We start from the raw sequence: 26,598 nt of genomic DNA on the forward strand, positions 1-26,598 counted from the left end.
GGGTTATTCCTCCAGCGGTTTGGCAAAAATACTGGCAACGGCATGGGCTCCAATGCCCACCACAGTCGCGCCTAAAATCACCGCACCAATAGTATCTGCGGTCGCATCCAATCCATGGAGGAGTTGACGGCCAAGGGGTTTTTCAAAGTCAGCCATATCGTCCCAGAAGTTAGGTTCTGAGCAACCCATACAACCGTGTCCAGCGAGTACTGGCCAGCTAGTGTGATGGTTAAAGCGCTCGGTTGGGCAGTTGTTGTAGGTGTAAGGACCTTTACAACCGACTTTATAAAGGCAGTAGCCTTCTTTCGCACCGTGATCGCCAAATTCTTCAACGAATTCACCAGCATCGAAGCGGCCGCGGCGTTCACAGTTATCGTGTACCCGTGCGCCGTAAGCCCATTTAGGTCTATTAAACATATCCAGCGCAGGTAATTTTCCGAACATGATGAAGTACATCAAAGTGCCGACTATGTTCTTTTCACTCGGTGGGCAACCGCCTAAGTTAATCACGGGTTTACTGACCACTTCATGCACGCCTTTAGCCCCCGTTGGGTTTGGATAAGCGGCTTGCACCCCACCAAACGCCGCACAAGTGCCAACAGAGATAATCGCGGCGGCGCCTTCTGCAGCATGCTTGATGATTTCTAAACCCGTGTGGCCTTTACAACCCACAGTTAAGAAACTGCCGTTATTTGCAGTCGGAATCGCCCCTTCAACGGCCAGTAAATAGCGGCCCTTGTAAGTTTCGAGTGCATGTTCGAGGTTTTCTTCGGCTTGCCAACCCGCTGCAGCCATTAAGGTTTCGTGATATTCCAAGGAAATATGATCGAAAATCAGTGAGTCTAGATTGGGGGTATCGGTACGAATTAAAGATTCGGAGCAGCCAGTACATTCGGCCATATGTAACCAGATTAAGGGTACACGATCGGCTAATTCTGCAGCTTCGGCTACTAAGTTACTAAAGGGGAGGGGTAATGCGAGCATGCTCGTCACCATGGCACTCCACTTCATAAAATCACGGCGACTAATGCCGTGCTGTTGCATTTTTTCAATCAGCGATTGTTGTTGACGGGGAGCGAATTGGCGTAACGCATCTAAGCGCGCCTTTCCCTGTTCATATAGGGCTGCATGTGTGTCCATGGGTCAACCTTTTTTGTTATTTAAATGTAAATTGGTAAGGGTTTACATAATTGACAGTGTCAGTTTAGGCCGTTGGAGTGTAAAGATTATTGATGTATATCAAGAATTTTTAAGAGATGTGACCGAACTGATTTTGACATTTAATTAACATGACGCAGATCTAATTTCACTTTTTCTAATGGGACAAAATGTCTCACATTTGCCATTTTGGATGAAATCGGTCACTTAATCAGCACTCATGTGATTAAGGCGATGCTGATAACTATGGTTCATTCGCGTGGTGAGTAGGTTAATTAAACTTATATAAGCTTGTTTAAGAAAACCTTAAGATTCAGTTAATAGATTCGAACGTAATCGTTAATGCGGAATATGCTATGAAGAAAATATTATTGTTACTCAGTTTATTGGCCGCAGGCGTACAAGCCGCGCCATCGCTGGACTATCAAGTGTTTAACGCGCAAGGCCAAGCTGTTTCCCTGAGTGAGTTTAAAGGCAAAGTCGTCTATGTCGATTTTTGGGCATCCTGGTGTGGCCCTTGCCGTAAATCGTTTCCTTGGATGAATGAAATACAAAAAAAGTATCAAGATCAGGGATTAGCTGTCGTGGCAATCAACCTAGATACAGATAACGAGTTAGCCCAGGAATTCTTAAAACAAGTCCCTGCCAATTTTTCAGTGCGTTTTAACCCCGAAGGTGATGTCGCTCGCAGTTTCGATTTGCTGGGCATGCCGAGCAGTTTTATGTTCAATCGACAAGGTCAGTTAGTACAGCATCATGTTGGCTTTTATGTCGATAAAACCGCTGAATACGAGCAAGAACTCGTCAATTTACTGAAGGAGTAATTTATGCTTAAACCCGCATTAGTCGCAGTAACGCTCATCATAGGTTTGAGTGGATGTTCAAGTTTAGGAGTGCAGCCGTGGGAGAAAGGCCAGCTGGCCCGCAGCGATATGGCGCTCGACAGTGAAAAGCTCGATCTTGCACTCGATGATCATATTTATTTTAGTAAAGAAGGCAGTAGCGGCGGTCGTGCATTTGCCGGTGGTGGATGTGGCTGTAACTAAACTCTCCGTTGGTGTTATTTGCCCTTAGATGTAACGAATAAATGTAACGCACAGATGTAATGAACTGACGTACTAAAACAAATGTGACGAGCAGATGTTCTAAAATCTGGGGCGAAATCCCGCGGTATTGAATAGATTGAAGTGACCTACAGGTGTTGTCAGCTATGACCCAAAAAAAGAACCAAATAAATACAAGACAATCGAAGCAGATAGCGGGTGCTCTCGTATTAGCCAGTTGTGGACTGTTTGCAACAAGTGGCCATGCGACTGAATTATCTAAAAAAGCTGACGACTGGAAGATCGATGCTGCGTTAATGTATTACGGTGAGCAAGATAGAGTACAAGCCATCGAAGCTATAGGCACAGCGCAAAAAGCCTTTGGCGATGACAGTGTGCTGGATCTCAAACTCGTGGTTGACAGTCTAACGGGACCTTCAGCATCGGGCGCTGTGGCCCAAAGTACCAGCCAAACGTTTACTCGACCATCTGGTAATGGTCAATATCATGTTTCAGCGGGGGAAACGCCATTAGATGACACCTTTCACGATACTCGCGTACAAGCCAATGTCGGTTGGAGTGAAGTGCTAACACCAGATTGGAAACTCAATGTTGGCGCATATGGCTCGAAAGAGTTTGATTATATGTCAATGGGCATCAATGCCGGAATTGAGCGAGGGTTTAATAAAGACAACACCACTTTATTTTTAGGTACGGCTTATAGTTTCGATGTGGTTGACCCCGTTGGCGGTCGTCCGGTGGATTTATCTTCGATGGTCATTCGCGATAACTTCACCAGTGAGGAAGCTTATCGCAGCGCATTCGATGCGACTCGTCAAGGTGGCAGTGATAATAAGCAGACCGCGGATGTGATGTTAGGTATCACCCAAGTGCTTAGTCAGCGCTGGTTGTTGCAGGCCAATTACGGCTTGTCGAGTGTGAATGGCTATTTAACGGATCCCTACAAGGTGCTCAGTGTGGTGGATAATAACGGCATTACTCAGGATTTATTGTATGAAAGCCGCCCCGATTCGCGCTTGAAGCACAGTTTTTACGTGATGACCAAAGGCGCATTAGATGCGGGTGTGGTGGATTTTTCCTATCGTTATAATACCGATGACTGGGACCTCACATCGCATACCTTAGAAACCCATTATCGGTATTACTTTACCGGCAATTTCTATGGTCAATTACATCTGCGCTATTACCAACAAACTGCGGCTAACTTCTATCAACCTTTCTTGATGGCTGATACGCCACTGCCAGAGTTTGCCAGTGCCGATTATCGTATCGGTGATATGTCAGCTTATACGATTGGGGTTAAATTTGGCCATAGATTATCTGGCGGTCATGAAATGTCGTATCGCTTAGAGTATTACCAACAGGACCCGAAAAATAACGGCGCTACGATTCCTGGAGAGCTGCAAAACTTCGATCTATTTCCGACTCAGAAGGCAATTACAGCACAGTTTAGTTATTCTTTTTAATACGAAATAATGCTACTGGCTCAGATAGCAAGGCGTTAAACTGTATGGGTAGCTTAGCTACCCATACTCAATTTACCCCTGAACTTATTCAATCGCAATCCCAGTGGGATGCCATGTGAAGAGGTGATTTATGATGTCGACATCGTCCCTAAAGACCGCACCTTATTCGTTGCAGCGCCGTGATTGGGGTTATGTGGGTGAATTTAGGGCCATGGCGAGTCCCTGTGAAATACTCATTGGGTGCGATCAATTTGATATTGCAGACGATATGTTGGATATGGCTGTCACTGAGGCGCTGCGTATCGAACATAAGTACAGTCGCTTTATCGCGCAGAATTGTCTGTGGCAATTAAACCATGCCAATGGTCATAAGCAGCTTATCGATGAAGAAACCTGGCAGTTATTGGCTTTTGCTAAACAATGTTTTCAGCTCAGTGATGGACTCTTTGATATTTCTGCAGGGCCGTTAATGGAACTGTGGTGCTTTGATCCCAAAGCCCAATTGCCCGAACATGGCCGCATACTTGCCGCGAAAGACTTCGTGGGGTTTGAGCGTATCGAGTTTGATTCGCGCCATATTGAGATGCCAACAGGTATGAAATTGGATTTTGGTGGTATCGCAAAAGAATATGCGGTCGACAGAGTCGCCTATGAGTTAGCCGAATGTTATCCAGACATTCCAGTGTTAGTGAATTTTGGCGGTGATATCGCTTGTCCCGTGTCCAAAGTGACGCCATGGCAAGTGGGAATTGAAGATCCACGACACCTCGATCACGCTGCGAGTGTACTGGCGATTAGTCAGGGTGCATTAGCGACCAGTGGCGATACGCGGCGCTTTTTTGAAGTCGATGGAAAGCGTTACGGCCATATTGTCGACCCACGCACTGGCTATCCCGTTATCCATGCGCCGCGCTCTGTGACTGTGTTAGGGCCAAACTGCGTGACTGCAGGCATGCTCGCCACTATGGCTATGCTGCAGGGTCGAGACGCGGAAGATTTTTTACAGCAACAAGATGTTAAGTTCAGTATTTTCCGTTAGGGCTCAGTTAAGGACATTGAATGCGTATTATGTTGGTTGAAGACAATGAGTTATTAGCCCAAGGAATTTGCTTGAGTTTGGCGAAGCTGGGCATGCAAGTTGATCACCTTAATAGTTATCAGCAAGCCTTGCTGGGGGTTAAAAATGAAAGCTTCAGTGCCATAGTGCTCGATCTGGGATTACCTGACGGTAATGGTAAAGAGTTGCTTAAAGCTTGGCGTCAGCAGGGGGTGTCAATTCCCACAATAGTCCTGACCGCTAATACGGATTTTGACACTAAGCTCGAATGTTTAGACATGGGCGCCGATGATTATCTCGGTAAACCTTTTGATGTGCGTGAACTAGCCGCGCGCATTCGTGCTATCGTCAGGCGTCAGTATGGGCTCGATCACAACAGTTTGATTATTGGTGCGCTTTGCATTGATTTAAATACCCGTGAAGTGACCTTTCGCGATCAAAATGTGCTGCTTTCACGGCGTGAATTTCAATTACTGCTCGAACTCGCTCAGTCGGCAGGGCGTGTATTGACCCGCAGCCAGTTAGAACAGTTAACCTATGGCTGGGATGAAGTCGGCAGTAATTCAATAGAAGTGCATATCCACCATCTGCGCAAAAAACTTGTCAATGAATTAATCAAAACCGTGCGTGGAATAGGCTATACCTTGATTGAAATAAATTAATTTGAAGAGTTAAGTGACAAGCTCCACGTTTGTGGGTACTGATAACGCAGTGATGACTTGAAGCATAGTCGTTAGGAAAAAGAAGTGATTCGATTAAAGGGGCTAGATGTGTATTCACTGCGTTTGGTACTGACATTATTAATTTTGTCAGGTATTTCAGTATCCGTCGCTGTATCTAGCTGGTTGAGTACTCGGGATTCTAAGCATCAAATCGAAGAACTCTTCGATGCGCAAATGCTCCAAACCGCTAAAATGTTGGAGTTGTTCTATCATACTGAGCCCAATGCAACAGCTCAGGATCTCGTCATACCCCAAGTGCTCCACGTTCCCGATAGCCAGATCAGTTCCTTTGCCGAAAAGGCCGATGCGCTGAAACTGGCCTATGAGCATAAATTGGCGTTTCAAATCTGGAGTGAGGCGGGTGAAGCCTTAGTTTTATCGGATAATATTGGTCATCAACCTATCAGTCGATTCGTACAGGGTTATCATAAGAAAGTGTTCGAAGGAGAACTCTGGCATGTGTTCAGTTTTTTTTCGGTTAAAAATCATGTTTGGATTGTCACTGCTCAACAGGATGAAGTACGCCAAGAGCTTGTATCGCAAATCATGCATAATGCCGTTATCGTGCCCTTGATGGTAGTGCCTTTAACATTAATTATTGTTAGCTTCTTGTTTTATCTCTTGTTTCGGCCATTAAAAACCTTTGAAAGAGAATTAATTGGACGGGCACCCAACGATTTGACCCCGTTGACTATGTCATTGCCTAAAGAATTAGTCCCTGTTGGGCGCGCATTGAACTTATATATCAATAGTATCGCGCGATTTATCGCCCGTGAGCGTCGTTTTAGCGCCGATGCGGCCCATGAGCTTAAAACGCCATTATCTGTGATTAAATTACATCAACATGGCTTAGAAAGTCTGATTGATGATGATCCGCAGCAGAAATTCCATTTAGCTGCGATAGATGCTGGCGTAGTGCACATGAGTCATACCGTTGAACAATTACTCGTATTAGCAAGGGTGGACTCGATTAATGAGCTTAATGTGTCATCCCACGCCATTTTGCCTATGGTCGAAGATGCGCTTAATCAATTAATGCCACAAATCACAGATTATGAATGGAATATCGATATCGCATCCAATCTAACGGTGACCTGTGATCGTTTTTATTTGCTACTTGTACTGAAGAATATTATCGAAAATGCCTGTAAATACAGCCCACAGGAATCGGAAATTTCAGTGTCGGCCCATGCTTTGGATGATGAAATCGGTATTTGTGTCGCGGATCGAGGCCAAGGCATGACAGAGCCGCAGATTGCCAATGCGACAGAACGTTTTTATCGTGTGAATGAAAATGAAGGCATAGGCGCGGGATTAGGTTTGTCTATCTGCTATCACATCATAGAATTGCACCAAGGTCGTTTAGTGATTGCGCCTAGGGATCAAGGTGGATTATCTGTGACACTTTTTTTGCCAAAATAGTTCAGGCAATGAAATGTTAAAATAGATCCGCAGTTTCAGTGACATCAGCTCAGTTGTTTTGATACATTTAAGCGGGTAAAATTTTGAATTTTCCTGCTGTCTTAGTGTTAATCCTTAGGCTTACCAACAGATTGATTCGCTTATTGTGATATTTCATCTATGATCATCAACACTTAGTTGAGGTGTAAAAAGGCTCATTTTACTTTCAATAATGTAGCATTTGGATCACTTAATTTGTTTTTGTAACTTTAAAAACAGAAATAAGCATGATAATGTTATTTTAATATTCATTTTTGGTATAAGCTTATTCTCAAATAGTATTGTGTAGAAGGGGTTAACTGCATCTTTATTTATGAGTTTTTTTCTCCTTCTGATATCTTTCGCGATATGTAAGCAACTATTTTTTTTCATCCCTAAATCAGAGTGAAAAAAATTCACTGTATACATAAAAAACATTGATTTCTTAGTTTATTTTTTAGGTTACCTATCTATGGTTAGCTTGTTGCGTTGCCCATCGTCCAAACCTTATTCGTCACTCATATGTTCACTGACGCTAGGCGCTGTAGTCGCCCTGTCTGGTGTCGCGTACGCTGAAGAGACAAAACCCGCCGAGGCAGTTCCTGTGGTTACTCCACCGAAAGTGATTTCTCAGCCCAGTACAAAAAATCAAATCAGATTCACTAAGACAGGCGCTTTTGATAGCGAAACTGTCGTGAAGATTGCAAAACGTTTGGCAGCGAAACCTTATGTGACCCTCAAAGATCCTTTGCCAGCTGGCCTTGCTAAACTGTCATACGATGAATACAGAGATATTCGTTTTAACCCGACTGCGTCTATTTGGCGTGATCAGGGCGTGCCATTTCAAATGCAAATGTTCCACCGTGGTTTCTATTTTCAAGATCTGATCGAGATTGCGATTGTAGAAGGTCAGAATGCAACGCACTTAGCCTATGAGCCTAAATATTTCACCGCGGGTGAAGTGATTACTCAAGCGCTGCCGAATGACGACATTGGCTACTCAGGATTCCGTATTCATAACCAACTGAATACGAACGGTGTATTTGACGAGCTTATGGTATTCCAAGGTGCGAGTTATTTCCGCGCTTTAGGTAAAGGTAACGCCTATGGCTTATCTTCCCGTGGTTTGGCGTTAAAAACGGCTGACGCTGAAGGGGAAGAATTCCCGATATTTCGCGCCTTCTGGGTTGAGCGTCCACACAATGACAGCAACTTGATTGTTGTGCATGCCTTGTTAGATAGCCCAAGCGTAGCAGGTGCCTATACTTTCTCTGTCCGTCCCGGTGATAACACCTTGATTGATGTAGAAGCGACACTGTTTCCTCGTGTTGAGCTGAGCAAAGTCGGTTTAGCACCAAGCACTAGCATGTTCTTACATTCACTCAATGGTCGTCACGACACCGATGATTTTAGACCTGAAGTACATGATTCTGATGGTTTATTGATGTTAAATGGTCGTGGTGAGCATTTATGGCGCCCATTAGCTAATCCACGTCAGTTACAAGTCAGTGCGTTTTCTGACAACTCGCCTCAGGGATTTGGTCTGATCCAACGTGAGCGTGACTATGCGTCATATCAAGATTTAGAAGCCCATTACGAACGTCGCCCAAGCCTATGGATTGAGCCTGTGGGTAATTGGGGGCAAGGTTCAGTGGTGTTGACTGAAATTCCGACAGAGTCTGAAATTCATGACAACATTGTTAGTTATTGGAAACCACGTCAGCCTATTCCTGCTGGCGGTGAATTTCATTTTGCCTATCGCATGAGTTGGGGTGAAGAACCTGCTGCGAAAGTCGGTGCTGTACATATTTCTCGCTCTGCCAGTGGTCGTGCCGATATTGCTAAGGCGACTCCAAGACGTTTATTTGTGGTCGACTATCAAGTTGAAGGTCCGATGACAGATGAAATGCCAGTCGCTAAAGTTGAAGCTTCTAGTGGTGTGGTCACGAACGTGGTGATTGCCCGTAATGCCGCTAAAAATGGCTATCGCTTAGCTTTTGAATTAGAGCCAGAAGATAAAGATCTTATCGAACTGCGCGCTGAACTTAAGTTCCCAACTCCTCGTCAGGTTGAAACCTGGCTCTATCGCTGGACGCTGTAAGGTTCATGACGGAGCAACATGATATGACTGTATCCGATAACTCGGTACTCGAGACGGAAGTCCTCGTGGGTGGTAGTGCTATGCCAAATGAACGGCCTGGCGCTATGGAACCCCAAAATTTAAGTAAGATGCCAGAGGGATTCCCTCGCCGTAGCACTGTGGCTGATGGGGTACGCTCGCGTACCTACCGTCGTGTGTTTGTGGTGGGTGGGGCTTTATTATTATCTTTGTTTGCTATCTATGAAATGGGGGCGGTATTTAGCATTGGCGGAATTACTCCTCTGGAATATTTAGTGCTAGTGCTGTTTGCGGTTAATTTCTGCTGGATTGCTTTGGCGTTTTGTAGCGGTATTGCAGGTTTTTTAATTTTACTGCGAAAACCGCGGGCAAAAGATTTACAAGTGACTGAACTGCATACGCGAACCGCGATTTTGATGCCGACCTATAACGAATCTCCTGATAGGGTATTCTCGGCGGTTTCAGTGATGGCTGAAACCTTGTCGCAAACGGGTCATGGTCATGCTTTTGATTGGTTTATCTTAAGTGATACTACCGATCCCGATATTGCTTTGCTCGAAGAGCAGGCGTTTCTGGTGTTACGTCAAGAAACCCATAAGCATTCGCGGGTGTATTACCGTCGCCGTCGTAAAAACGTCGCCCGTAAAGCGGGTAACGTAGCCGATTTTTGCCGTCGTTGGGGATCGCGTTATGATCACTTGTTAGTGCTTGATGCCGACAGTTTGATGGAGTCTTCAACCATCACTGGCTTAGCTCAGCGCATGCAGGCCGATCCTGATGCGGGTTTGATCCAAACGATTCCGTCGTTGATCAATGGCACCACTTTAATGGCCCGTTTACAGCAATTTGCGGCGCGTATTTATGGTCCGGTAATTGGTACCGGGTTAGGCTGGTGGGTACAAAAAGAAGGTAACTTCTGGGGCCACAACGCCATAATCCGCACCGAAGCCTTTATGACCGCGGCCGGATTACCCAACCTTAAGGGTAAGCCACCTTTTGGTGGTCACATCATGAGCCATGACTTTGTTGAAGCTGCGCTGATCCGCCGTGCGGGTTGGAGTGTGGTCATTGCCTATGACTTACCGGGTTCATACGAAGAATGTCCACCGTCGATTATCGACTTAGCCGTGCGTGATCGCCGCTGGTGCCAAGGTAACTTGCAGCATTCGCGTATTTTGCCGACTAAAGGTTTGCACTGGGTAAGCCGTTTACATTTACTGACGGGTATCATGGCTTATTTGTCATCTCCTTTCTGGTTGATGTTGATTTTGACCGGTTTGATGTTGGCTTTGCAGGCACACTTTATTCGACCTGAATATTTCACCGATCAATTTTCACTGTTCCCGACTTGGCCCATCATGGACTCGGATAGGGCATTAAGATTGTTCTACATTACTATGGGGGTTTTGTTTGGCCCTAAAGTATTTGGTGTCTTGTTGCTGCTTAAAGACGGTGAGTTTGCTCGCAGTGTTGGTGGTCGAATTAAAGCGATATTCAGTGTGATCTTTGAGGTCATACTTTCAGCGCTGATTGCACCTATCATGATGTTTATCCATTGTGGTGCTGTGATCTCGATTCTGATGGGGCGTGACAGTGGTTGGTCGCCGCAACGTCGTGATGACGGCAGTATGCCTTGGATGACGTTAATCTATCGTCACCGCTGGCATATGCTGGCAGGTGTGATGTTAGGTTATGCGGCTATTTTGGATTCTTTGACTTTGTTAGCTTGGATGAGTCCGGCGTTGATCGGTCTGTGGATTGCTGTGCCTATTTCGGCATGGACAGGTTCAGTTAAAATTGGCGAAGTGTTCAAGCGTGCTGGTATTCTTGCAACACCAGAAGAACGTAACCCTGCGCAAATTTGTCTGCAAGCGCAAGAAGCGCGCGCCGCTTACCAAAGACACATTGCTGAGCCTTGGACGTTAGCACAGGTACTTAAAGACCCTGCGTTGATGGAATTGCATTTAGCAATGGTGGATAAACAGCCTTTGCGTGCTGCGGGTACACCAATTGAAGCGATGGAAGCCATAGTGCATGTGAAGGTGCATGAAGCTCGTTGTCAACAGAGCGCATTAGCTTTACTCAATCGTCAAGAAATGGCGATGGTGTTGGCAAATCCTTTGATGTTACGTAGCCTACAGAAATTACCAGAGCAATTTGTCGAAGAAGATCTCGTGTCTTTTTGCTAACGAGCACTTGCTCAGCATATTTATGCGAGTTTGTTTGATATCAATGCCACTGACGACCTCAGTGGCATTTTTCTTTTCATTATCTGGAGTTAACCCCTAGTAATTAATTGATCTCCATGGAATAGTCATATCATAGTGTTGTTGATTGATATACCCGCTGGCTCTCAGGTGACCTTAAAAATAGCTAAGGGAGTATTTATGATATTGAAAAAGATCATTCGCTATTTGCCCCCATCCATGCGTGTAACGCTAAACGTGAGAGAACTCAAATTGATAGAGCAGGAGTTCAACATCGTGAACTTGAAAGCATTGCAGATTAACCCGATGCCGACGAGGCGTAATCTAGCGCAACTATTACTCAGCCTTTTTTTCTGTATTCCAATAATTTTAGTGCCAAAGGTAGGTGCAGCTGATGGCGCTCAATCCTTAACATCAAATTCGAGTATTGCTGCGCAGCCAAATCTTGAGGGTAAAGCTGAAGATCTTACTGCTGTGCTGCCGCTTGCGGCCTTAGTGCCACAGGTGTTGCTATTGGATCTCGCAGGCGTTAATCCAGTATTTGGCCAGCATTATCGTGACTTAACACTTTCTCCTAATACCTTATCTACTGCTGATTTAGTACGAATCCAAGCTGATGTTACCGGTTACTGGCATTATGTGATGACATCCGCAGAATGTAACAACGCAGGAGCCCCAGAGACGGTTTCATCCGTTATTCCAGAGGATCCCCAATATCAAAGGGTGCTTAAGCAAATCGCCCATTTAGTGCAATTGGACACAATTGAACCATGGGAAACTTTAGTGCTAGATGAAAAGTTAACCTTAGGAATGAGTCATCAGATCGTTGATACCATAGCAAAGCGTATGTGGATATTGGGAGACTTAGCCACTGAGCCTAGAGTGAATCAAGTTTATACCGAAGAACTTATGATTGGCATTAAGCGCTTTCAGCAAAAGCATGGGCTAAAACAGGACGGGGTGATAGGTAAGCAGACCTTATTTTGGGTGAACCAATCGCCAAGGGCGAGGGCGGTACTATTAGCTAAAAACACTATTCGACAAAGAGTGTTTGAACGTAAATTAGAGCCGAGTTATTTGCTGATTAATGTGCCCGCTTTTGAGATGACGTTGGTCGATAATGGTACGCCAGTGTTAAGTTCCAAGGTCATTGTGGGTAAATCTTCTCGGCAAACACCAATTTTGGACAGTCAGATTTCTAGCGTGGTGCTTAACCCTAGTTGGCGAGTGCCTAGCAGCATTTTACGGCGGGACATTCTGCCGCAAATTCAGCGAAATGGTCATTATCTTAATGAACGTCAATTTGATGTGTACGATTATAATGGTCAACGGGTGCAACGCATGCCAGAGGAATGGCAGGCCTTAGCCAGCGCTTCGTTTCCCTATCAGCTTGTACAACGCTCTGGGGCGAAGAATGCATTAGGTAAATATAAGTTTCACTTTGATAACAGTTTCAGTGTCTATTTACATGGAACTTCTGAGCCAAGTCTCTTTAAAAAGGACGATAGGGCACTATCATCTGGCTGTATTCGTATTGAAAAAGCCACTGAATTAGCCCAGTGGTTTAAAGAACATTTAGTGAAAGACAAACGTTTATGGGACAAGTTAGCCCCTGGTATTACTGAACCTCAGTGGTTTTCACTTTCCGAAAAGCTGCCCGTGCATCTGGTTTACTGGACTGCATGGTTAGACGATAGTGGGCAGGATCAATACCGTCGCGACATTTATGATTTGGAACCTGAGCTGACGAATGCTGTGCCTGCCACGGTTTTGGAACAACATTAACGTTTTTGTGCTGTAAAGTTGAGCAAGATAAGCATCTGAACTCGCTTGGCATTTTGAATTCCTACTCAGAATGGGGTTGGCAAAACTTGATCTTAGGGCTTATTCAGTATAATTTGCCTTACTAGTGACCAAAAAGCATACAAAAGGTGATCATGTGACTTTAATATGTCCTGCCCGTAGGCAGTTATTGTTAGGCCTTAGTGGTGTGGCATTATGTTCCTTTATTCCCTCAAAAGCGGTTGCCAGCCGTTCAACCAAAGGGATCCGTGAGTTAAGTTTGTTTAATCGTCATACTGGCGAGCGCGATGACGGTAGTTATTGGGTAGATGGTCATTATCAGAGCAAGGTGTTAGACAATTTTAATCATTTGCTGCGGGATCATCGTCAGAATGTGGCAGCGCCTATGGATAAGCGCTTATTTGATTTACTCCACTCGCTCAAAACAACCTTGAATACCAACGATGAAATCCATGTGATTTCCGGTTACCGTTCACCAAAAACCAATGCCATGCTCGTGAGCCACAGTGGCGGAGTTGCTAAGAAGAGTTATCACATGCGCGGCATGGCGATGGACATAGCGATCCCTAGCGTTAAACTAAAAACCCTCAGAGAAGCGGCTTTATCCCTGAAACTCGGTGGTGTGGGTTATTATCCTAATTCTGGCTTTGTGCACGTCGATTGTGGTCCGGTAAGGCACTGGTAGCAATGATCTGTTGTTGGATCTGCTGATAAAAATCTTGTTCCAAGGCTTGCGATTCGATCAAGTAATGTCTGAGTAGCGGGATAAATTGTTGATTGAGTTTGTTCATTTCTCTATGTTGTTGCCAATCACAGATCAATAGGCTGAGACGTTGTGAAAATTGATATTGTCTTTGCCTCTGCGACTCAATATCGACGGACTCAATAATTTGCATAAGTAAGATCAAGCTGCGGTTTTTTTGTTGGGTGCAGGCAAGCAATTCTAAGAATTTTAATTCGAGGGTATTTTGCTGATAAGGAACGGTTTCGATAAGAGAGACGAGTTCACGGGCCAGTTGGCATGAAAGTCTATTTTCTTGTTGTAACTGGTATAGCGCATGACGCATTTTTTGACACAGCAGTTATCGAAATTTGCCCGAGCTTAACAGGCTTCTCAATTTCCCAGTGTGATCTAGATCTCGTGTTTTTTGTTTGAGATCAAAGCCTTTTCTCTGCCGTAACAGCCAAGATACAAGTTCCTCAATTTGATAAATAGCGGTCTGTTTTGCTAACGCTGACGCCGATAAATAGAGGGCTTGCGGTATTCTTGTGCGCCTTGGGTATCTATGTTAGTATTCGCGCGCTTTATATGAGCCGTCATTGGTCGAAAATGTCGGCAACTTTTTACTCTAAATTTAAGTGAGAAACACATGTCTTACACTATCCAAGCACAAACCCGCACTGAAATAGGGAAAGGTTCGAGCCGCCGCCTACGCCATGCTGGTAAAGTACCTGCTGTTATTTATGGCCAAGGCAAAGAGCCAGTTTCTATTGTTTTTGATCACAAAGATATCATTAACATTCAAGCTAATGCTGACTTCTACACTTCTACTCTGACTATCGTTGTTGATGGTAAAGAAGTGGGTGTTCGTGCACAAGCTATGCAACGCCACGTGTTCAAGCCAATCATTGAACATGTTGACTTCGTTTACGCTTAATTGTCGTAACTGAAGCAAAAAGCGCCTAAGGGCGCTTTTTTTGTGGCTGATTTTTAGTTGTTTGTATTTATAGGTAGACACTTAGGCTTTACCCAAACAACCTCAACATACTGTAACTCGTATTTTGAGGTTGTTTGGCTAGAGTAATTGGATGCTAATTTTGTAGTATCAATATTTTGGTATTCATATGGTTACTTGATATTGAAGTTGTAATAGATATCAAGTGATTGGCCTAAAGTGCCTGACACGGTTTCTAGATAGAGTTGTGAGAGCAAGTAATACCTGACTGTCATTTCGTAACCGGGGTTAAATACACCTACTCCGTATTTCACCATTAAGTTATCGCCGATAAAGCCACTGATCGCCACACGCCCTTCATCATTAGTGTCGAGTTGCACGTTAGAGAAACCAAATTCTTCAATGAGTCCTGTCGCAGTATTCCCTAGGTTGTTAATTGCGCCACCGCCCACCTGTGAGCCTAAACCGAGTGCCGCGCCCATCATCAGCGAGTTATTTTGCTCATTGTTGGCGCTGTTAAAGCCACTGCCTTTGATAATGTAAGACAAGATTTCGGCCTGCTCTTTGGCGGGATTGGAGAATAAGGTCACCACTGGGCGTGATGGCGTGCCTGTGACGCGTACACCTGCCACTAAGTCTTCAGTCTTAATTTCCCGTATCGCTTCAATATTCAGGTTTGGTAATGACGTTGGCCCCACAAATTGCACTTCACCAGTGCGGATTTTTAGGGTTTGGCCCATAAACTTGTAGCTACCTTGATTGACTTTGATATTACCGAAGAGCAAAGGAGGACGGAAAGCTTGCTGCTGTAGCTTTAAGGTCCCTTGGAGTTTACCTTTGAGGCCCATACCATCAATTCTGAGTTCGTTCCCCACACTGATATTCAGATCTGCAACGATGGCGTAGGGGCTAGTTTTAGGCTGAGTGGCGGCAATGGAGTCGTCAAATACCACGTCTTCGGAGGCTGCGACACCGCCTTCCGCTAATGGCACAATTTTAATGTTGCCAGAAGGCACTGCTATTTTTCCTTTTACTGCCAGTTGCTTACTGTTGAAGGTTAAGTTGATCTCGGGGGAGACATCGAGAATAGCCAGTGGCGGTTGGATCACGGCGAGCTTATCGCCTTCGAGGGCTAACTCGCCACTAAATTGACCCTGGGGCCATTGCAGTTGACCATTCACTCTACCTAAACCATTGCCCATCATCCAGCGTCCCTTAAGCTGCGCTTGTTGACCCGCAAATGACATCGACATGTCAATTTTGTCGATTAATGTTGGGTTTGCAGTTAGGGCTAAGGCGCCCTCAGTTAAGGCCATGCTCCCCGATACTTCGGGCGCATCTAGACTACCCGCAAAGTTAAGTTGACTCGTCAGCAAACCTTGCACTGTATTTAATTGAGGGAAAAACTCTCCAAGTGGCTGCAAGTTGATTTGCTTGATGTTGGCATAACCTGACAGGGTGCGATCAGGTGTGACATTGACGTTAATCTCACTCTGCCAACTGGCAACGCCTTCTGATTCAAAATCTAAAACCGTTGCCAGCCGTTTTGCATCTAAGGTCGCTTTTAATGACAGGTTTTGGTAATTAATGGTGACTTCACGATTTTTATCCCGTTTTAGCATAATGCTGCCGGGGGCAAAATCAAAGTTCACATCGGCAGTAGGCTTACGGCCAGCAGCCCATGCAACATTGGCTAATAGCGATGCAGGGCCATTCCAACGCATATTCGTTGGTAATATTGGGACAAGTAATTGCCCTGGATTACCTGAGTAGCTCATCTGTGCGCTGCCTTTTTTACCTATTGGTGTATTGCTGTTTAGGCAGATACGGCTATTGGGATTCATGAGGCAAAAGGGCGTAATGCTGCCTTGATTCTTGATTTGGTCCCAAGCCAGATTAATGGTGTTATCAAGCTGCCATAGGCCTACGGGCGTGTTGAGATTTAAACGATCAACATCGAGCTGTAGTCGTGACTTCTTCACATCGTATTGGCTGCTCATCGTTGCATCGAGCCCAAGATCGCCCGTGGCGTTGAGGGTGAGTTTTTGAGCGTTAATGGTACCTTTCGCCCCGAGTGTCACTGTATCTAAATTTTGTTCTGCAATCTGCAAGGTTTTTGATTTTAGCGAGATAGCAAACTCATGTTGATCTAGCGGCTTGTAATAGGCCTTTAAATTAGATTCCTGCAGTTTAATGTTTTGATAGTAAAGTTCTGCCAGCTGCGCTGTAAGCTCGACCTGGGGGTGTTTCTCGTCACCAGTGACATTGATCTGCGCCTGTAGTTGGCCGCTGGCCTTAGGTAACCACAGGCCAAAGTCGGGCACTTGTAATTCACCTTGGAGATCCCAGTTGGCATTGGCTTCGCCTTTGAGTGCCAGAGTTGAACCTAGTACTTTGGCGTTCAGCCCCTTAGCACTGACATACAGGGAATCATTCACACTGATATCCCCTGTAATATCGAAGGGATAACCTTGCAAAGTGCCAGTGAGCTCAGTATCGCTCAGGGATACTTGCCAACGGGGGGCTGCAAACGAGCCTTTAGTGCGTAATTTTCCTGAAATCAAACTGTCCGGTAAACCCGTTGTACTTTGCGCTGTATCCGTTTGTGGCAGCTGTATTTCTTGTAATTTGACGTCATTGATCCAGAGATTAGCGTTCCAGCTAATGGTTTTTTGATAATCGAGTTCGCCCGTGAGTTTGACCTTACCAATCGCGCCCATTACATCAAGATTATTGATGGTTAACTTAGCATCTTGATGTTGGATGTCAGTGTCTATGTCGAGCACTTTGTGAAAGGGTGTGATCAGTTGGCCAGTAAGACTCGCCTCTTGCCGATTAAGGTCGCCTTGGCTATCGAGTGTGGCATCGCTTACCGAGTATTCAGGGTTCTTCAGTGGCCACTGAAGCCGTGTCTGTTCAAGTTTCACCTTGTAGGGCAGGTTAGGGTCTTGCAGTGTTATTTGGCCATCTAGTGTAAAGTCTGCATCGCCCTTGGCGACGGCATTCACCTGAAGTTGCCCTAAACTTTGGCTCAGCTTTAACGTTAATACTTGATGAGTGAGATCTGGCAATTCGACTAGTTGGTTAAGGGTGAGATTTGCCTCTAAATCGAGTGGATAATCTTTATCAAGTGTTAGGCTGCCTGTGATATCGGCGCTGCCATCGGTGTGGCTAATGGCGAGATGGTCTAAGGTCAATTGGTATTCACGGAAACTGCCTTGTAGTTCTGCATGGCTAAAAACATCTTTACGATTGCCGATTTGCAGTGTGGTGTTGTCTAGCGTTAAGGCATTGACCGTCACAGGGAAAGGCATAAATACTTGTGGCAATTGTGCTAAAGCCCATTCAGCCTCTTTTGTTAGCGACGGACTGGCGGATGGTGTCGGTGTAGTATTCGTAGCAGTGCTGGGATTTGCTGCATTCGTTACCGCTGCCGTGCTAGTTTGTGTTGCTACATCGGTTGATGCAGGGATCAGTATGAATAATCCTTCGCTGGATAGCTGTTTAACCGACAAACCTTCGGTAAACCATTGTGCTTCTGCGTTAAGACGATTAGCGGTAAATTGCATATCATCCACTTGGATATTAACACCATTGAGTTCAGCAGAATCTAAAACAATATCAAAGGGTAATAGGAGCTCGCTGGGTTCTTCATCAAGTGGCGCGACTGGCGCTTCGTTTGAGTCTGCAGAAAGCGCTAGGGTATCAATAGTGACATCGACTTTAGCCGCAGATAAGCTATTCACGCATAAGCGTTTTTGCAGTAAACAGGCGGGCTGCCACAGTAAATGCAGATCCTCAAGTTGCACGTTCATTCCGGCCATAGACCAAGCCGCGTGTGATAGGGCCAAGTCTTTGTTAATGGAACCAGAGGTATAAGTCAGTTCAAGATCGGGTACAAATTGATCGGCTAAACCCACGGTAATGCGCGAGCCAAATTCAGTGCCGAGTAATAGGGCGATTAACACTAAAAGCCCTAATGGCACGTAGATAATAATCCGAGTCCAGAGTTTGAACTGCCGCCACAGTCTTTGAATGAATGACATCGATGGGGTGACAGAGGTCACTATGGTTTCAGTGGCTTCGGCTTCATTGGCTTCAATGATGGGATTATCAACGATATCTTGTTCGCTTGGCTTATTATGCTCTGGGGGCTGACTCATAGATCTGTCCCCATGGTTAGGTGAATTCGCCATGATCTTTCAATGGTCTCAGTTTCTTTCAATCCGACCCCTAAATCTAATTTGATTGGACCAATCGGGGAGATCCAATGGATACCGCCACCGACAGATACGACAGGTTCAAATTGATTATTATCGAAGGCGTTACCCGCATCGATAAATGTGCCGACCCGCCAAGTGGGGGTCACATAATATTGATATTCCAAACTACCAACCATTAAATAGCGGCCACCGATAACTTCGCGATTGGTTTTTCCATCGTCAGCAACATAGTCTAAATAGGGGCCGAGTTCTTGATAACCATAGCCTCGGACACTCTGATCGCCACCGGCAAAATAGCGTAGTGATGGTGGGATAGAGGCAAGATCATTTTCGTTAGCTAAGTTGGCGGCTAAATCAATACGAGCGACGATTCTGTGGTTATCGAAGAAGGTATCAATCCATTTAAATTTAGCTTGCAAGCGTGCTAGGCGGGTTTCTGATCCTAAATAGGGATCGGCATAGTCTAGGCTGTAAATTTGTCTAAACCCGGATTTAGGATCCAGTGAGTTATCCCCCCGGCTAGTCCGAGAAAAGTTAATTCCTGCCAGATAAAATGACGGCATATAATCGACGTCAGACTGAGTATATTCTTCGCGTATGGCCTCCAACGAATAACTCATTAGCCATTGATTTTCTAGTCTTTGCTGACGTAATAGCCCCAGAAGGTACTTAGTCGACTCGAGCTGGCCTGTGTTACTAAAATCACGATTCTCGGCATCATATACTTGAGTCACACCGTATTTGTCCCGCAGCAAACCGAGGCGGATCTTTAATTGATCGTCTAAGGGATGTGTGAGCGGAATCGTATAAGTGGTTAATAACTTTGGTCTATCGGGCGACCATTCGAGACTGGTTTCTTGGGAATGCCCGTATTTATTGATTTGTGGTGTACGCCAAGTCACGCGCACCCTCGGATCAAAGGCTTGATCTGTTTTGCCAATATCACCACCAAAACCGAGTTCAATTGCGTGACTTGCCTTAGGCGTTAATTCGACTCGCATTGGAATATGGTTATCTTCGACGTTATCGATTTGCGGGATCACTTTGATATTGGCGAAATAACCAGTATCTAATAACTGACGATTCAAGGCGCTTACACGGCGAGTTGAGTATGAAGCACCTTCTTTAAAGGGGATAAGATCCTCTAATATATCGGGTTCTAAGCTATGGCCATCGAAACTGACTTGGCCAAATCGGTAACGTTTGCCTGAATCAAAATGCAAACTTACCTGCGCGGTATTAATATCGCGGTTAACTTTAATTTGTGATTCAGTAAATTCGCCATCGAAGTAACCTCGTGCCAAGGCTAAGGTGACCAGTTGCGATTTTACGTCGCTGTAAACACCGTGATTTAACACATCGCCGGGTTTAATGTTGACCTTTGCGAGCCATTGATCGAAAGCTCGGTCATCAAGCATTTCACCACTAAAATTAATATCAACCCACTGAACAATGGTTGGCTCGCCGGGGCTGATTTCAAGTTTTAATTCCCACGGTCCCTTGTCATGCTCAATCAGCTTTTCTTCTACTTCACCGTGATAGTAACCCATGGATTCTAAGGCGGTGCTGATATTGTCATCGACATTAAACAAAAAGGCACGGCGCTGCACCTCAGATTCAGGTAAAGCGCCTAAGTGAGCAACTATGTTGCTTCGCAGCGCTTCATTCACGCCTGTAACAGATAATTTGATAAAATCATCTGCTGCCGCGACTGATGTGACTGAAATCAGACTCAGAAACAAGCAAAGACGAATGTAATGTGAGGTGATTTGCAAAAATGGCTGCACTTTATAGTCCCTGTGATTTGGCATCATTGTCGCCAGAATAAAACCAACAGGCAAGGAGATGATTGAAATTACACGATGAAATGGTTACAAAGGACGCTACTTTTTAAGGGGATGTAAAGAATGAAAACAAAATTAGCCACCTTTAGTTTAATTATTTCGGGCCTACTTTTTATGTCGCATAACACCTTTGCCAATGATAAACCGTTCGCCATTGCGATCCACGGCGGCGCGGGGACGATTTCTAAAGCTAATCTCACCCCTGAACAACGCCAAGCCTACAAAGATAAGTTAAAGGAAGCGGTCGATAAAGGCTCAAAAGTCTTAGAGGAGGGCGGTGACAGCTTAGTGGCAGTACAAACCGCAATTAATATCCTTGAAAATAGTGCTCTGTTTAATGCTGGTATAGGCGCGGTTTACACCTATGACGGCGGACATGAATTAGATGCCTCCATTATGGATGGCAAAACGATGAATGCCGGTGCTGTCGCTGGAGTGCGTCATATTGCCAATCCAATTGACTTAGCCTTGGCCGTGATGAATAAATCTGAGCACGTGATGCTCTCGGGCGCAGGAGCGGAAGAATTTGCACTGACTCAAGGCTTTATTTTAGTGCCAAACCATCATTTTGATACTGACGAGCGTTATCAGCAATTACTCGATGCACGGCAAAAACTGCAAGTTGCGGCTAAATCTGAACAAGTTGCTAATGTTGAGATGAAGGACCTCGATTACAAATTTGGTACCGTTGGTGCTGTCGCCTTAGATAAAAAGGGTAACTTAGCTGCAGGTACATCGACCGGTGGTATGACGGCAAAACGCTTTGGTCGTATTGGTGACTCTCCTGTCATCGGTGCTGGCACTTATGCTGAAAACGGTGTTTGTGCCGTATCGGCAACGGGTCATGGTGAATTCTTTATCCGTTACCTCGTCGCGGGGGATATTTGTGCCAAGGTGAAATATCAGCAAAAATCCATCATTCAGGCTGCAGATGAAGTTATTAATCAACGTCTTATCACTGCTGGCGGTTCAGGTGGTGTGATTGCAGTCGATCAGCGTGGCAATATTGCTACGCCATTTAATACCGAAGGTATGTACCGCGCCACCCGTAGTAATGGTGAGCCAGCCCAAATGCTGATTTGGCATGATCAATAATGTCATTTGTAGAAGCATCTAGGTTTATAACTGACATGACTTAGAAACGTTAAAACTTTGAAACCTTAAAAAGCGAGTGCCGCAAAAGTGGGCTCGCTTTTATTTTTATATCTTAATTTTCTAATATCTTGAAAAGTAACCAGATAAACATCATTAAGCAGTATGGCTTATGATGTTTATCTGAGTGGTGCGGTTTGAGTTGGCATAATAATTACCGCTGTTTAACCTTTAAAATTCAAATCTAGCAGTATAGAAGCCTAGATGCCCATATATCTAAATGATCTATTATTACTGTTTAATATATCAAATAGTTATTAATTCATTATCCATCGACCCATAAAGGCATAGAATCCGGCTCAGACAATGCATTAAATGGGAGTCATTGATGGAACAATTACCGATATTGAATTTAAGTGATTGGCATGCCGGTGGACAACGTCGTAACGCTTTTATTACTAAGCTTGCCGATGCTGCCAGAAGAATAGGGTTTTTCTATCTCACAGGCCACGGCATTGAGCTTGCTAGACAGCAGCAAGTACTTCAGTTAGCGGCAGATTTCTTTGCGCTGCCCGTCGTAGATAAACTTGCGGTGAAAATGGCTAATACACCGCATTTTCGCGGTTATACCCGTTTGCAAGGTGAATTGACCTTAGGGAAACCGGACTTGCGGGAACAGTTTGATATCATGCAAGAAGAAGTGGCTAACCCTCAGCAGTCTGATGTGCCTATATGGTGGCAGCTACAGGGGCCTAATCAATGGCCGTCACAATTACCACAGATGAAATCGACTTTATTGGCATGGCAACAGGATTTAGCCGATACCAGTGTCACACTATTGAGGGCTTTAGCTGTTGCGCTAGAGCAGCCAGAAAGCGCCTTTGATGCCACGATCGAAGCGGGTCCTTATCAGCATATGAAGCTTATTCGCTATCCCAGCGCGGATGGACAGACTTCAGGCCAAGGCGTAGGGGCACACAAAGATCCTGGCTATTTGACCTTAGTGCTGCAAGATAAGCAATCCGGTTTAGAGGTTCAGACTGACAACGGTTGGTTAAGCATACCGCCATTAGAAGACGCCTTTGTGGTGAATATAGGTGAATTACTTGAGTTGGCTTCTAATGGGTATTTAAAGGCAACCAACCATAGGGTTACTAGCCCGCCTGCTGGGGTCGAGCGCTACTCGTGTGCCTTTTTTATGGCGGCGCAGTTGAATGCGACAGTTCCTTTGTTACCTTTGCCAAAGCATCTGGCGAACCAAGCTCAAGGACCGGCAAGCGATCCATTAAATCCTCTTTTCCACCAAGTGGGCCAGAACGTATTAAAAGGGCGTTTGCGCTCTCATCCCGACGTTGCTCAAGCACATTACGCCTCATTCGCTCATGCCATTTAATGGTTATTAGGATCTATTATGCAATTTAAAACTAAATTACTTCACACCCATTATGCCGCTGATAACTCGACGGGCGCTCTTACAACTCCTATCTATCAAAGTAGCACCTTCGCCTACGGTAGTGCCGAGGATGGTCGAGCCCGTTTTGCAGGTGAGCAACCGGGCTTTATCTACAGTCGCATGGCGAATCCGACAGTGCAGGCGCTTGAATATCAATTAGCACAACTGGAAGGGGCTGATGAAGCACTCGTTGTTGCGAGTGGGATGGCGGCAATCAGCAGTATTTTCTATGCCTTAGCGAGTCAAGGTGATGAAATCGCATTTATCGACCCCGTATACGGTGGCACTGCGGCATTTTTAATCCAAACGTTAACCCGCGCGGGTATTACAGTGCGCCGTTATCAAGACGATGATCATTTATTGGCAGAGATTACCGCCGAAACAAAAATTATTTTATTTGAGCCCATCACCAATCCGACCTTAAAAGTCAGTGACTACCGTAAGGTTAAGCTTGCCGCCGAAAAAGTGGGCGCTATAACCATTTGTGATAATACGTTTTTAACCCCGTATTTATTCAAACCGCTGGAACATGGCATTGATATCGTGATGCACAGTGCCACTAAGTATTTAAGTGGCCATGGCGATTTGATCGCAGGTGTTGTCGCTGGACCTAAGGCATTAGTGCAACCTATTCGCACTATAGCGCTTAAACATATCGGCGCCGCGATTGGGCCACAGGAAGCCTATTTATTACAGCGAGGCTTACGTACCTTAGCACTTAGAATGGATGCTCATCTTGCGGGCGCGGCTAAGGTCGCCGCTTTTCTTGCAACCCATCCGAGCGTTGCAAAAGTTTATTACCCAGGGCTAGCAGATGATCAAGGTCATCAAGTTCTGAGTGAAACCATCAACGCCTTTGGCGGTATGGTGAGTATTGAGCTCAAAGGGGGTTTTAATCGAGCGGCGCAGTTTTTAGATCATTTGAACTTGTTTACTCAAGCGGTCAGTTTAGGCGACTTAGAGAGTCTTGCCTGCCACCCCGCTAGTACCACCCATGCTGCTATGGATGCCGCGAGTCGGCTAGCTTCAGGGGTGAATGACAACCTGATTAGATTGAGCATTGGCGTCGAAGATCCTCAAGATTTGATTGCCGATCTTGAGCAAGCCTTAGCCATTTAAGCATATTGATACTAGCCATCCCCAGTTAAATTGATTGGGGATTTCAAAAGTATAATGTTATTAATTTCGTCGATCTAAAGTTAATCTCCGTATTTTTTTACGTTTTTTTTACGCGTCAGAATTGTTTTCGTCTGTTAAAGTGAAAATCTGTATGACATAACGACTTACATTTTGATGGACAAACTAAGTGTTTTTAAACTCTCTGTTAGGTTGAGCTTTATTTCTGAGTGCTTACTCGCTATTTGCTTGTATTTACCCTCTTGGAAGGTGTCATCTAAAGCATTATTATTGTACTCCAACTCGTTGTCGTTATGATTACACTTCAATGTTGTTTTCAATATGCGTATATGGCTGCATTTTTTGAAGCTATTCGTGTTCATTTTTTATTTAACGCTCCTTATCATTCCCTCCCAATGATAGATGTGGCTGTTTTTATCAATCTAATCACTTTTATTGTCATAGCCATTGTCGCGACGATAAGTCAACTTGCAATCCACCTTAGACGACAACAAAGAGTATTAGGGGAAGATCTATTTCGTAATCTAACTCTGTTATCGATTGCACATGATTTTAGAACAGGACATGAGCGCTCGTATTTTATGATACCTAATAAATTATTCATTAAGTCTTTCACGATAAATGTCTAAAGGTGAGTTGGAATGATTGCAGTCAATGGAATACAGAAATCTAGCTCTCGATTTCATACCATAATTCATCTATGTAGCTTTTTGATTGTCATATATAGCTTCACCATGTTGATGCCTATCGCTGTTGCATTATTTTATAAAGATGGATATATCACTCCATTTTTAATCACATTCCTCCTTTCCCTTTTTATTGGTGTGGTCGGTTGGAAGATGACAAGTGAGGAAAATAAAAATCTGCAAAAACGTGATGGCTTCATGGTCGCTTGTTTATTTTGGCTGATATTTTCCTTAATGAGTGCATTACCTTTTCTTCTTGATAGACGATTGGACTTGAGTTTAACCGATGCCATGTTTGAAGGTGTGTCTGGCATTACGACGACTGGAGCCTCGATTTTTTCAGATATTGATGAACTACCCAAATCGATTTTATTTTATCGAGCACAGCTTAATTTCCTCGGTGGGTTAGGGATAATTGTTTTGGCTGTTGCAATTATGCCATTTCTTGGTATTGGTGGCGCAAAATTATATCAATCTGAGATGCCAGGTCCCATGAAAGAGGAAAAGATGACGCCTCGCCTTGCGGATACGGCTCGAAATTTATGGGGGCTTTATAGCGTACTTGCCTTAGGTTGTGCAGTTGCTTATAAACTTGCAGGAATGAATTGGTTTAATGCCATATGTCATAGCCTATCTACCGTTTCATTGGGTGGGTTTTCTACACATAGTGACAGCTTAGGATATTATAACAGTGCTGCAATTGAGCTTGTGGGTGGTGTATTTTCAATACTGGCAGCAATCAATTTCGCCTTATACTACATAGTGTTAGTTCGACGAAGCTTCAAGCCTATTTGGTATAATGCGGAGGTTCGATTTTTTATTCTCATATTATCTATTGTTGTTGGGATCGCTTGTTTAGAGCTGAATCGTACTCAAACTTTTGATATTAAAGATTCATTGGTACATGGATTTTTTCAAACGGTTTCAGTTATGACGGACAATGGATTAGGCTCTGCGGGTTATCCTAATTGGCCCAGTCATATTGTGCTTTTATTATTAGGTGCGAGCTTTTTTGGTGGATGCTTTGGTTCTACTTGTGGCGGTATTAAAGCTGTCAGATTTTTACTTTTGTACCGTCAAGGGATCCGAGAAATTCATCAATTGGTTCATCCGAATGCCATTTTAACGACAAAGATCAGTGGCCAAGTCGTTTCAGACAGAGTCATTCGTTCAGTATGGGGATTATTTTTCCTGTACATATTTTTTACTTGCGTTTTTGTATGGGGATTGGTCGCCATTGGACATGATTTTGCCACCGCCTTTGGAACCGTCGCTGCGTGCATTAATAATATGGGAATTGGTTATGGTGACACTGCATCTGGATTTGGCACGTTAAAAGATGCGGCTAAATGGCTGATGTGTGTCGCTATGCTTTTTGGGCGATTAGAAATATTTCCTGTACTCATCATTTTCTCACGGGCATTCTGGCGATTTTAATTTTAAGTGTATTT

At 44.6% G+C, this 26,598-nt stretch carries 20 protein-coding genes; 16 read left to right on the forward strand and 4 right to left on the reverse strand.

Annotation, left to right across the window (positions count from 1 at the left end; all coding sequences use genetic code 11):
- Positions 1-3: 3 nt before the first annotated feature.
- Positions 4-1,140: a nickel-dependent hydrogenase small subunit gene (gene hyaA, locus L5M71_RS03925; protein ID WP_028760176.1), complete on the reverse strand. Its 1,137-nt coding sequence runs from the start codon at positions 1,138-1,140 to the stop codon at positions 4-6.
- A 374-nt stretch (positions 1,141-1,514) separates the two neighbouring features.
- On the opposite strand from hyaA, the gene L5M71_RS03930 reads away from it, so the two are divergent.
- The 10 genes from L5M71_RS03930 (at position 1,515) to L5M71_RS03975 (ending at position 13,721) form a co-directional block, all read left to right on the forward strand.
- Complete coding sequence (locus L5M71_RS03930) at positions 1,515-1,982, forward strand: TlpA disulfide reductase family protein (RefSeq protein WP_263205411.1); 468 nt, start codon at positions 1,515-1,517, stop codon at positions 1,980-1,982.
- Between the two features lie 3 nt (positions 1,983-1,985).
- A complete protein-coding gene (locus L5M71_RS03935) occupies positions 1,986-2,204 on the forward strand; it encodes a DUF4266 domain-containing protein (protein ID WP_028760174.1) in 219 nt (72 codons plus the stop codon).
- Between the two features lie 164 nt (positions 2,205-2,368).
- Complete coding sequence (locus L5M71_RS03940) at positions 2,369-3,688, forward strand: DUF3570 domain-containing protein (RefSeq protein WP_263205409.1); 1,320 nt, start codon at positions 2,369-2,371, stop codon at positions 3,686-3,688.
- 130 nt (positions 3,689-3,818) lie between these two features.
- Positions 3,819-4,727: an FAD:protein FMN transferase gene (locus L5M71_RS03945; protein ID WP_263205406.1), complete on the forward strand. Its 909-nt coding sequence runs from the start codon at positions 3,819-3,821 to the stop codon at positions 4,725-4,727.
- A gap of 20 nt (positions 4,728-4,747) precedes the next feature.
- Entirely contained in the window at positions 4,748-5,407 is a 660-nt protein-coding gene (locus tag L5M71_RS03950; protein WP_263205404.1) for a response regulator transcription factor, read from the forward strand.
- An 84-nt stretch (positions 5,408-5,491) separates the two neighbouring features.
- Positions 5,492-6,889, forward strand: a complete 1,398-nt coding sequence (locus tag L5M71_RS03955) for an ATP-binding protein (RefSeq protein WP_263205402.1) — start codon at positions 5,492-5,494, stop codon at positions 6,887-6,889.
- 490 nt (positions 6,890-7,379) lie between these two features.
- Positions 7,380-9,008: a glucan biosynthesis protein G gene (locus L5M71_RS03960; RefSeq protein WP_263199030.1), complete on the forward strand. Its 1,629-nt coding sequence runs from the start codon at positions 7,380-7,382 to the stop codon at positions 9,006-9,008.
- A gap of 23 nt (positions 9,009-9,031) precedes the next feature.
- Positions 9,032-11,215, forward strand: coding sequence for a glucans biosynthesis glucosyltransferase MdoH (mdoH, locus tag L5M71_RS03965; RefSeq protein ID WP_263205400.1), 2,184 nt, complete (start codon positions 9,032-9,034; stop codon positions 11,213-11,215).
- 324 nt (positions 11,216-11,539) lie between these two features.
- Positions 11,540-13,018 carry a L,D-transpeptidase family protein gene (locus L5M71_RS03970; RefSeq protein ID WP_411568976.1) on the forward strand — a complete coding sequence of 493 codons (1,479 nt, stop codon included), beginning with the start codon at positions 11,540-11,542 and terminating at the stop codon, positions 13,016-13,018.
- Between the two features lie 154 nt (positions 13,019-13,172).
- A complete protein-coding gene (locus L5M71_RS03975) occupies positions 13,173-13,721 on the forward strand; it encodes a DUF882 domain-containing protein (RefSeq protein WP_028760165.1) in 549 nt (182 codons plus the stop codon).
- Here L5M71_RS03975 and L5M71_RS03980 read toward each other — a convergent pair.
- Positions 13,672-14,103, reverse strand: coding sequence for a hypothetical protein (locus L5M71_RS03980; protein WP_106650352.1), 432 nt, complete (start codon positions 14,101-14,103; stop codon positions 13,672-13,674). The two genes, L5M71_RS03975 and L5M71_RS03980, sit on opposite strands and share 50 nt — an antisense overlap.
- 303 nt (positions 14,104-14,406) lie before the next feature.
- Between L5M71_RS03980 and rplY the strand changes: the two genes are divergently transcribed.
- Positions 14,407-14,694 (forward strand): 50S ribosomal protein L25, encoded by a 288-nt coding sequence (gene rplY / locus L5M71_RS03985; protein WP_028760163.1) that lies wholly within the window; start codon positions 14,407-14,409, stop codon positions 14,692-14,694.
- 191 nt (positions 14,695-14,885) lie between these two features.
- Here the strand turns inward: rplY and L5M71_RS03990 are convergent, their stop codons facing one another.
- Both L5M71_RS03990 and L5M71_RS03995 read right to left on the reverse strand, forming a co-directional pair.
- On the reverse strand, positions 14,886-18,875 hold the full coding sequence (locus tag L5M71_RS03990; protein ID WP_263205395.1) for a translocation/assembly module TamB domain-containing protein: 3,990 nt from the start codon (positions 18,873-18,875) through the stop codon (positions 14,886-14,888).
- Entirely contained in the window at positions 18,872-20,722 is a 1,851-nt protein-coding gene (locus tag L5M71_RS03995) for an autotransporter assembly complex protein TamA (RefSeq protein ID WP_173245224.1), read from the reverse strand. Before L5M71_RS03995 ends, L5M71_RS03990 begins: the two co-directional genes overlap by 4 nt.
- A gap of 120 nt (positions 20,723-20,842) precedes the next feature.
- On the opposite strand from L5M71_RS03995, the gene L5M71_RS04000 reads away from it, so the two are divergent.
- From L5M71_RS04000 to L5M71_RS04015, 5 genes are all read left to right on the forward strand, one after another.
- Positions 20,843-21,874, forward strand: coding sequence for an isoaspartyl peptidase/L-asparaginase family protein (locus L5M71_RS04000; protein ID WP_263205393.1), 1,032 nt, complete (start codon positions 20,843-20,845; stop codon positions 21,872-21,874).
- 385 nt (positions 21,875-22,259) lie between these two features.
- Entirely contained in the window at positions 22,260-23,264 is a 1,005-nt protein-coding gene (locus L5M71_RS04005) for an isopenicillin N synthase family dioxygenase (protein WP_113939536.1), read from the forward strand.
- An 18-nt stretch (positions 23,265-23,282) separates the two neighbouring features.
- Positions 23,283-24,443: a trans-sulfuration enzyme family protein gene (locus L5M71_RS04010; RefSeq protein WP_263181850.1), complete on the forward strand. Its 1,161-nt coding sequence runs from the start codon at positions 23,283-23,285 to the stop codon at positions 24,441-24,443.
- 287 nt (positions 24,444-24,730) lie between these two features.
- Positions 24,731-25,090 (forward strand): DUF4118 domain-containing protein, encoded by a 360-nt coding sequence (locus L5M71_RS23100; RefSeq protein WP_411569162.1) that lies wholly within the window; start codon positions 24,731-24,733, stop codon positions 25,088-25,090.
- A 12-nt stretch (positions 25,091-25,102) separates the two neighbouring features.
- The gene (locus L5M71_RS04015; protein ID WP_263205391.1) at positions 25,103-26,584 is read left to right on the forward strand and encodes a TrkH family potassium uptake protein; all 1,482 of its coding nucleotides are present in this window, start codon (positions 25,103-25,105) and stop codon (positions 26,582-26,584) included.
- Positions 26,585-26,598 lie beyond the last annotated feature (14 nt).

The sequence above is a fragment of the Shewanella sp. SW1 genome, from assembly GCF_025653545.1.
GTDB classification, from domain to species: domain Bacteria; phylum Pseudomonadota; class Gammaproteobacteria; order Enterobacterales; family Shewanellaceae; genus Shewanella; species Shewanella oncorhynchi.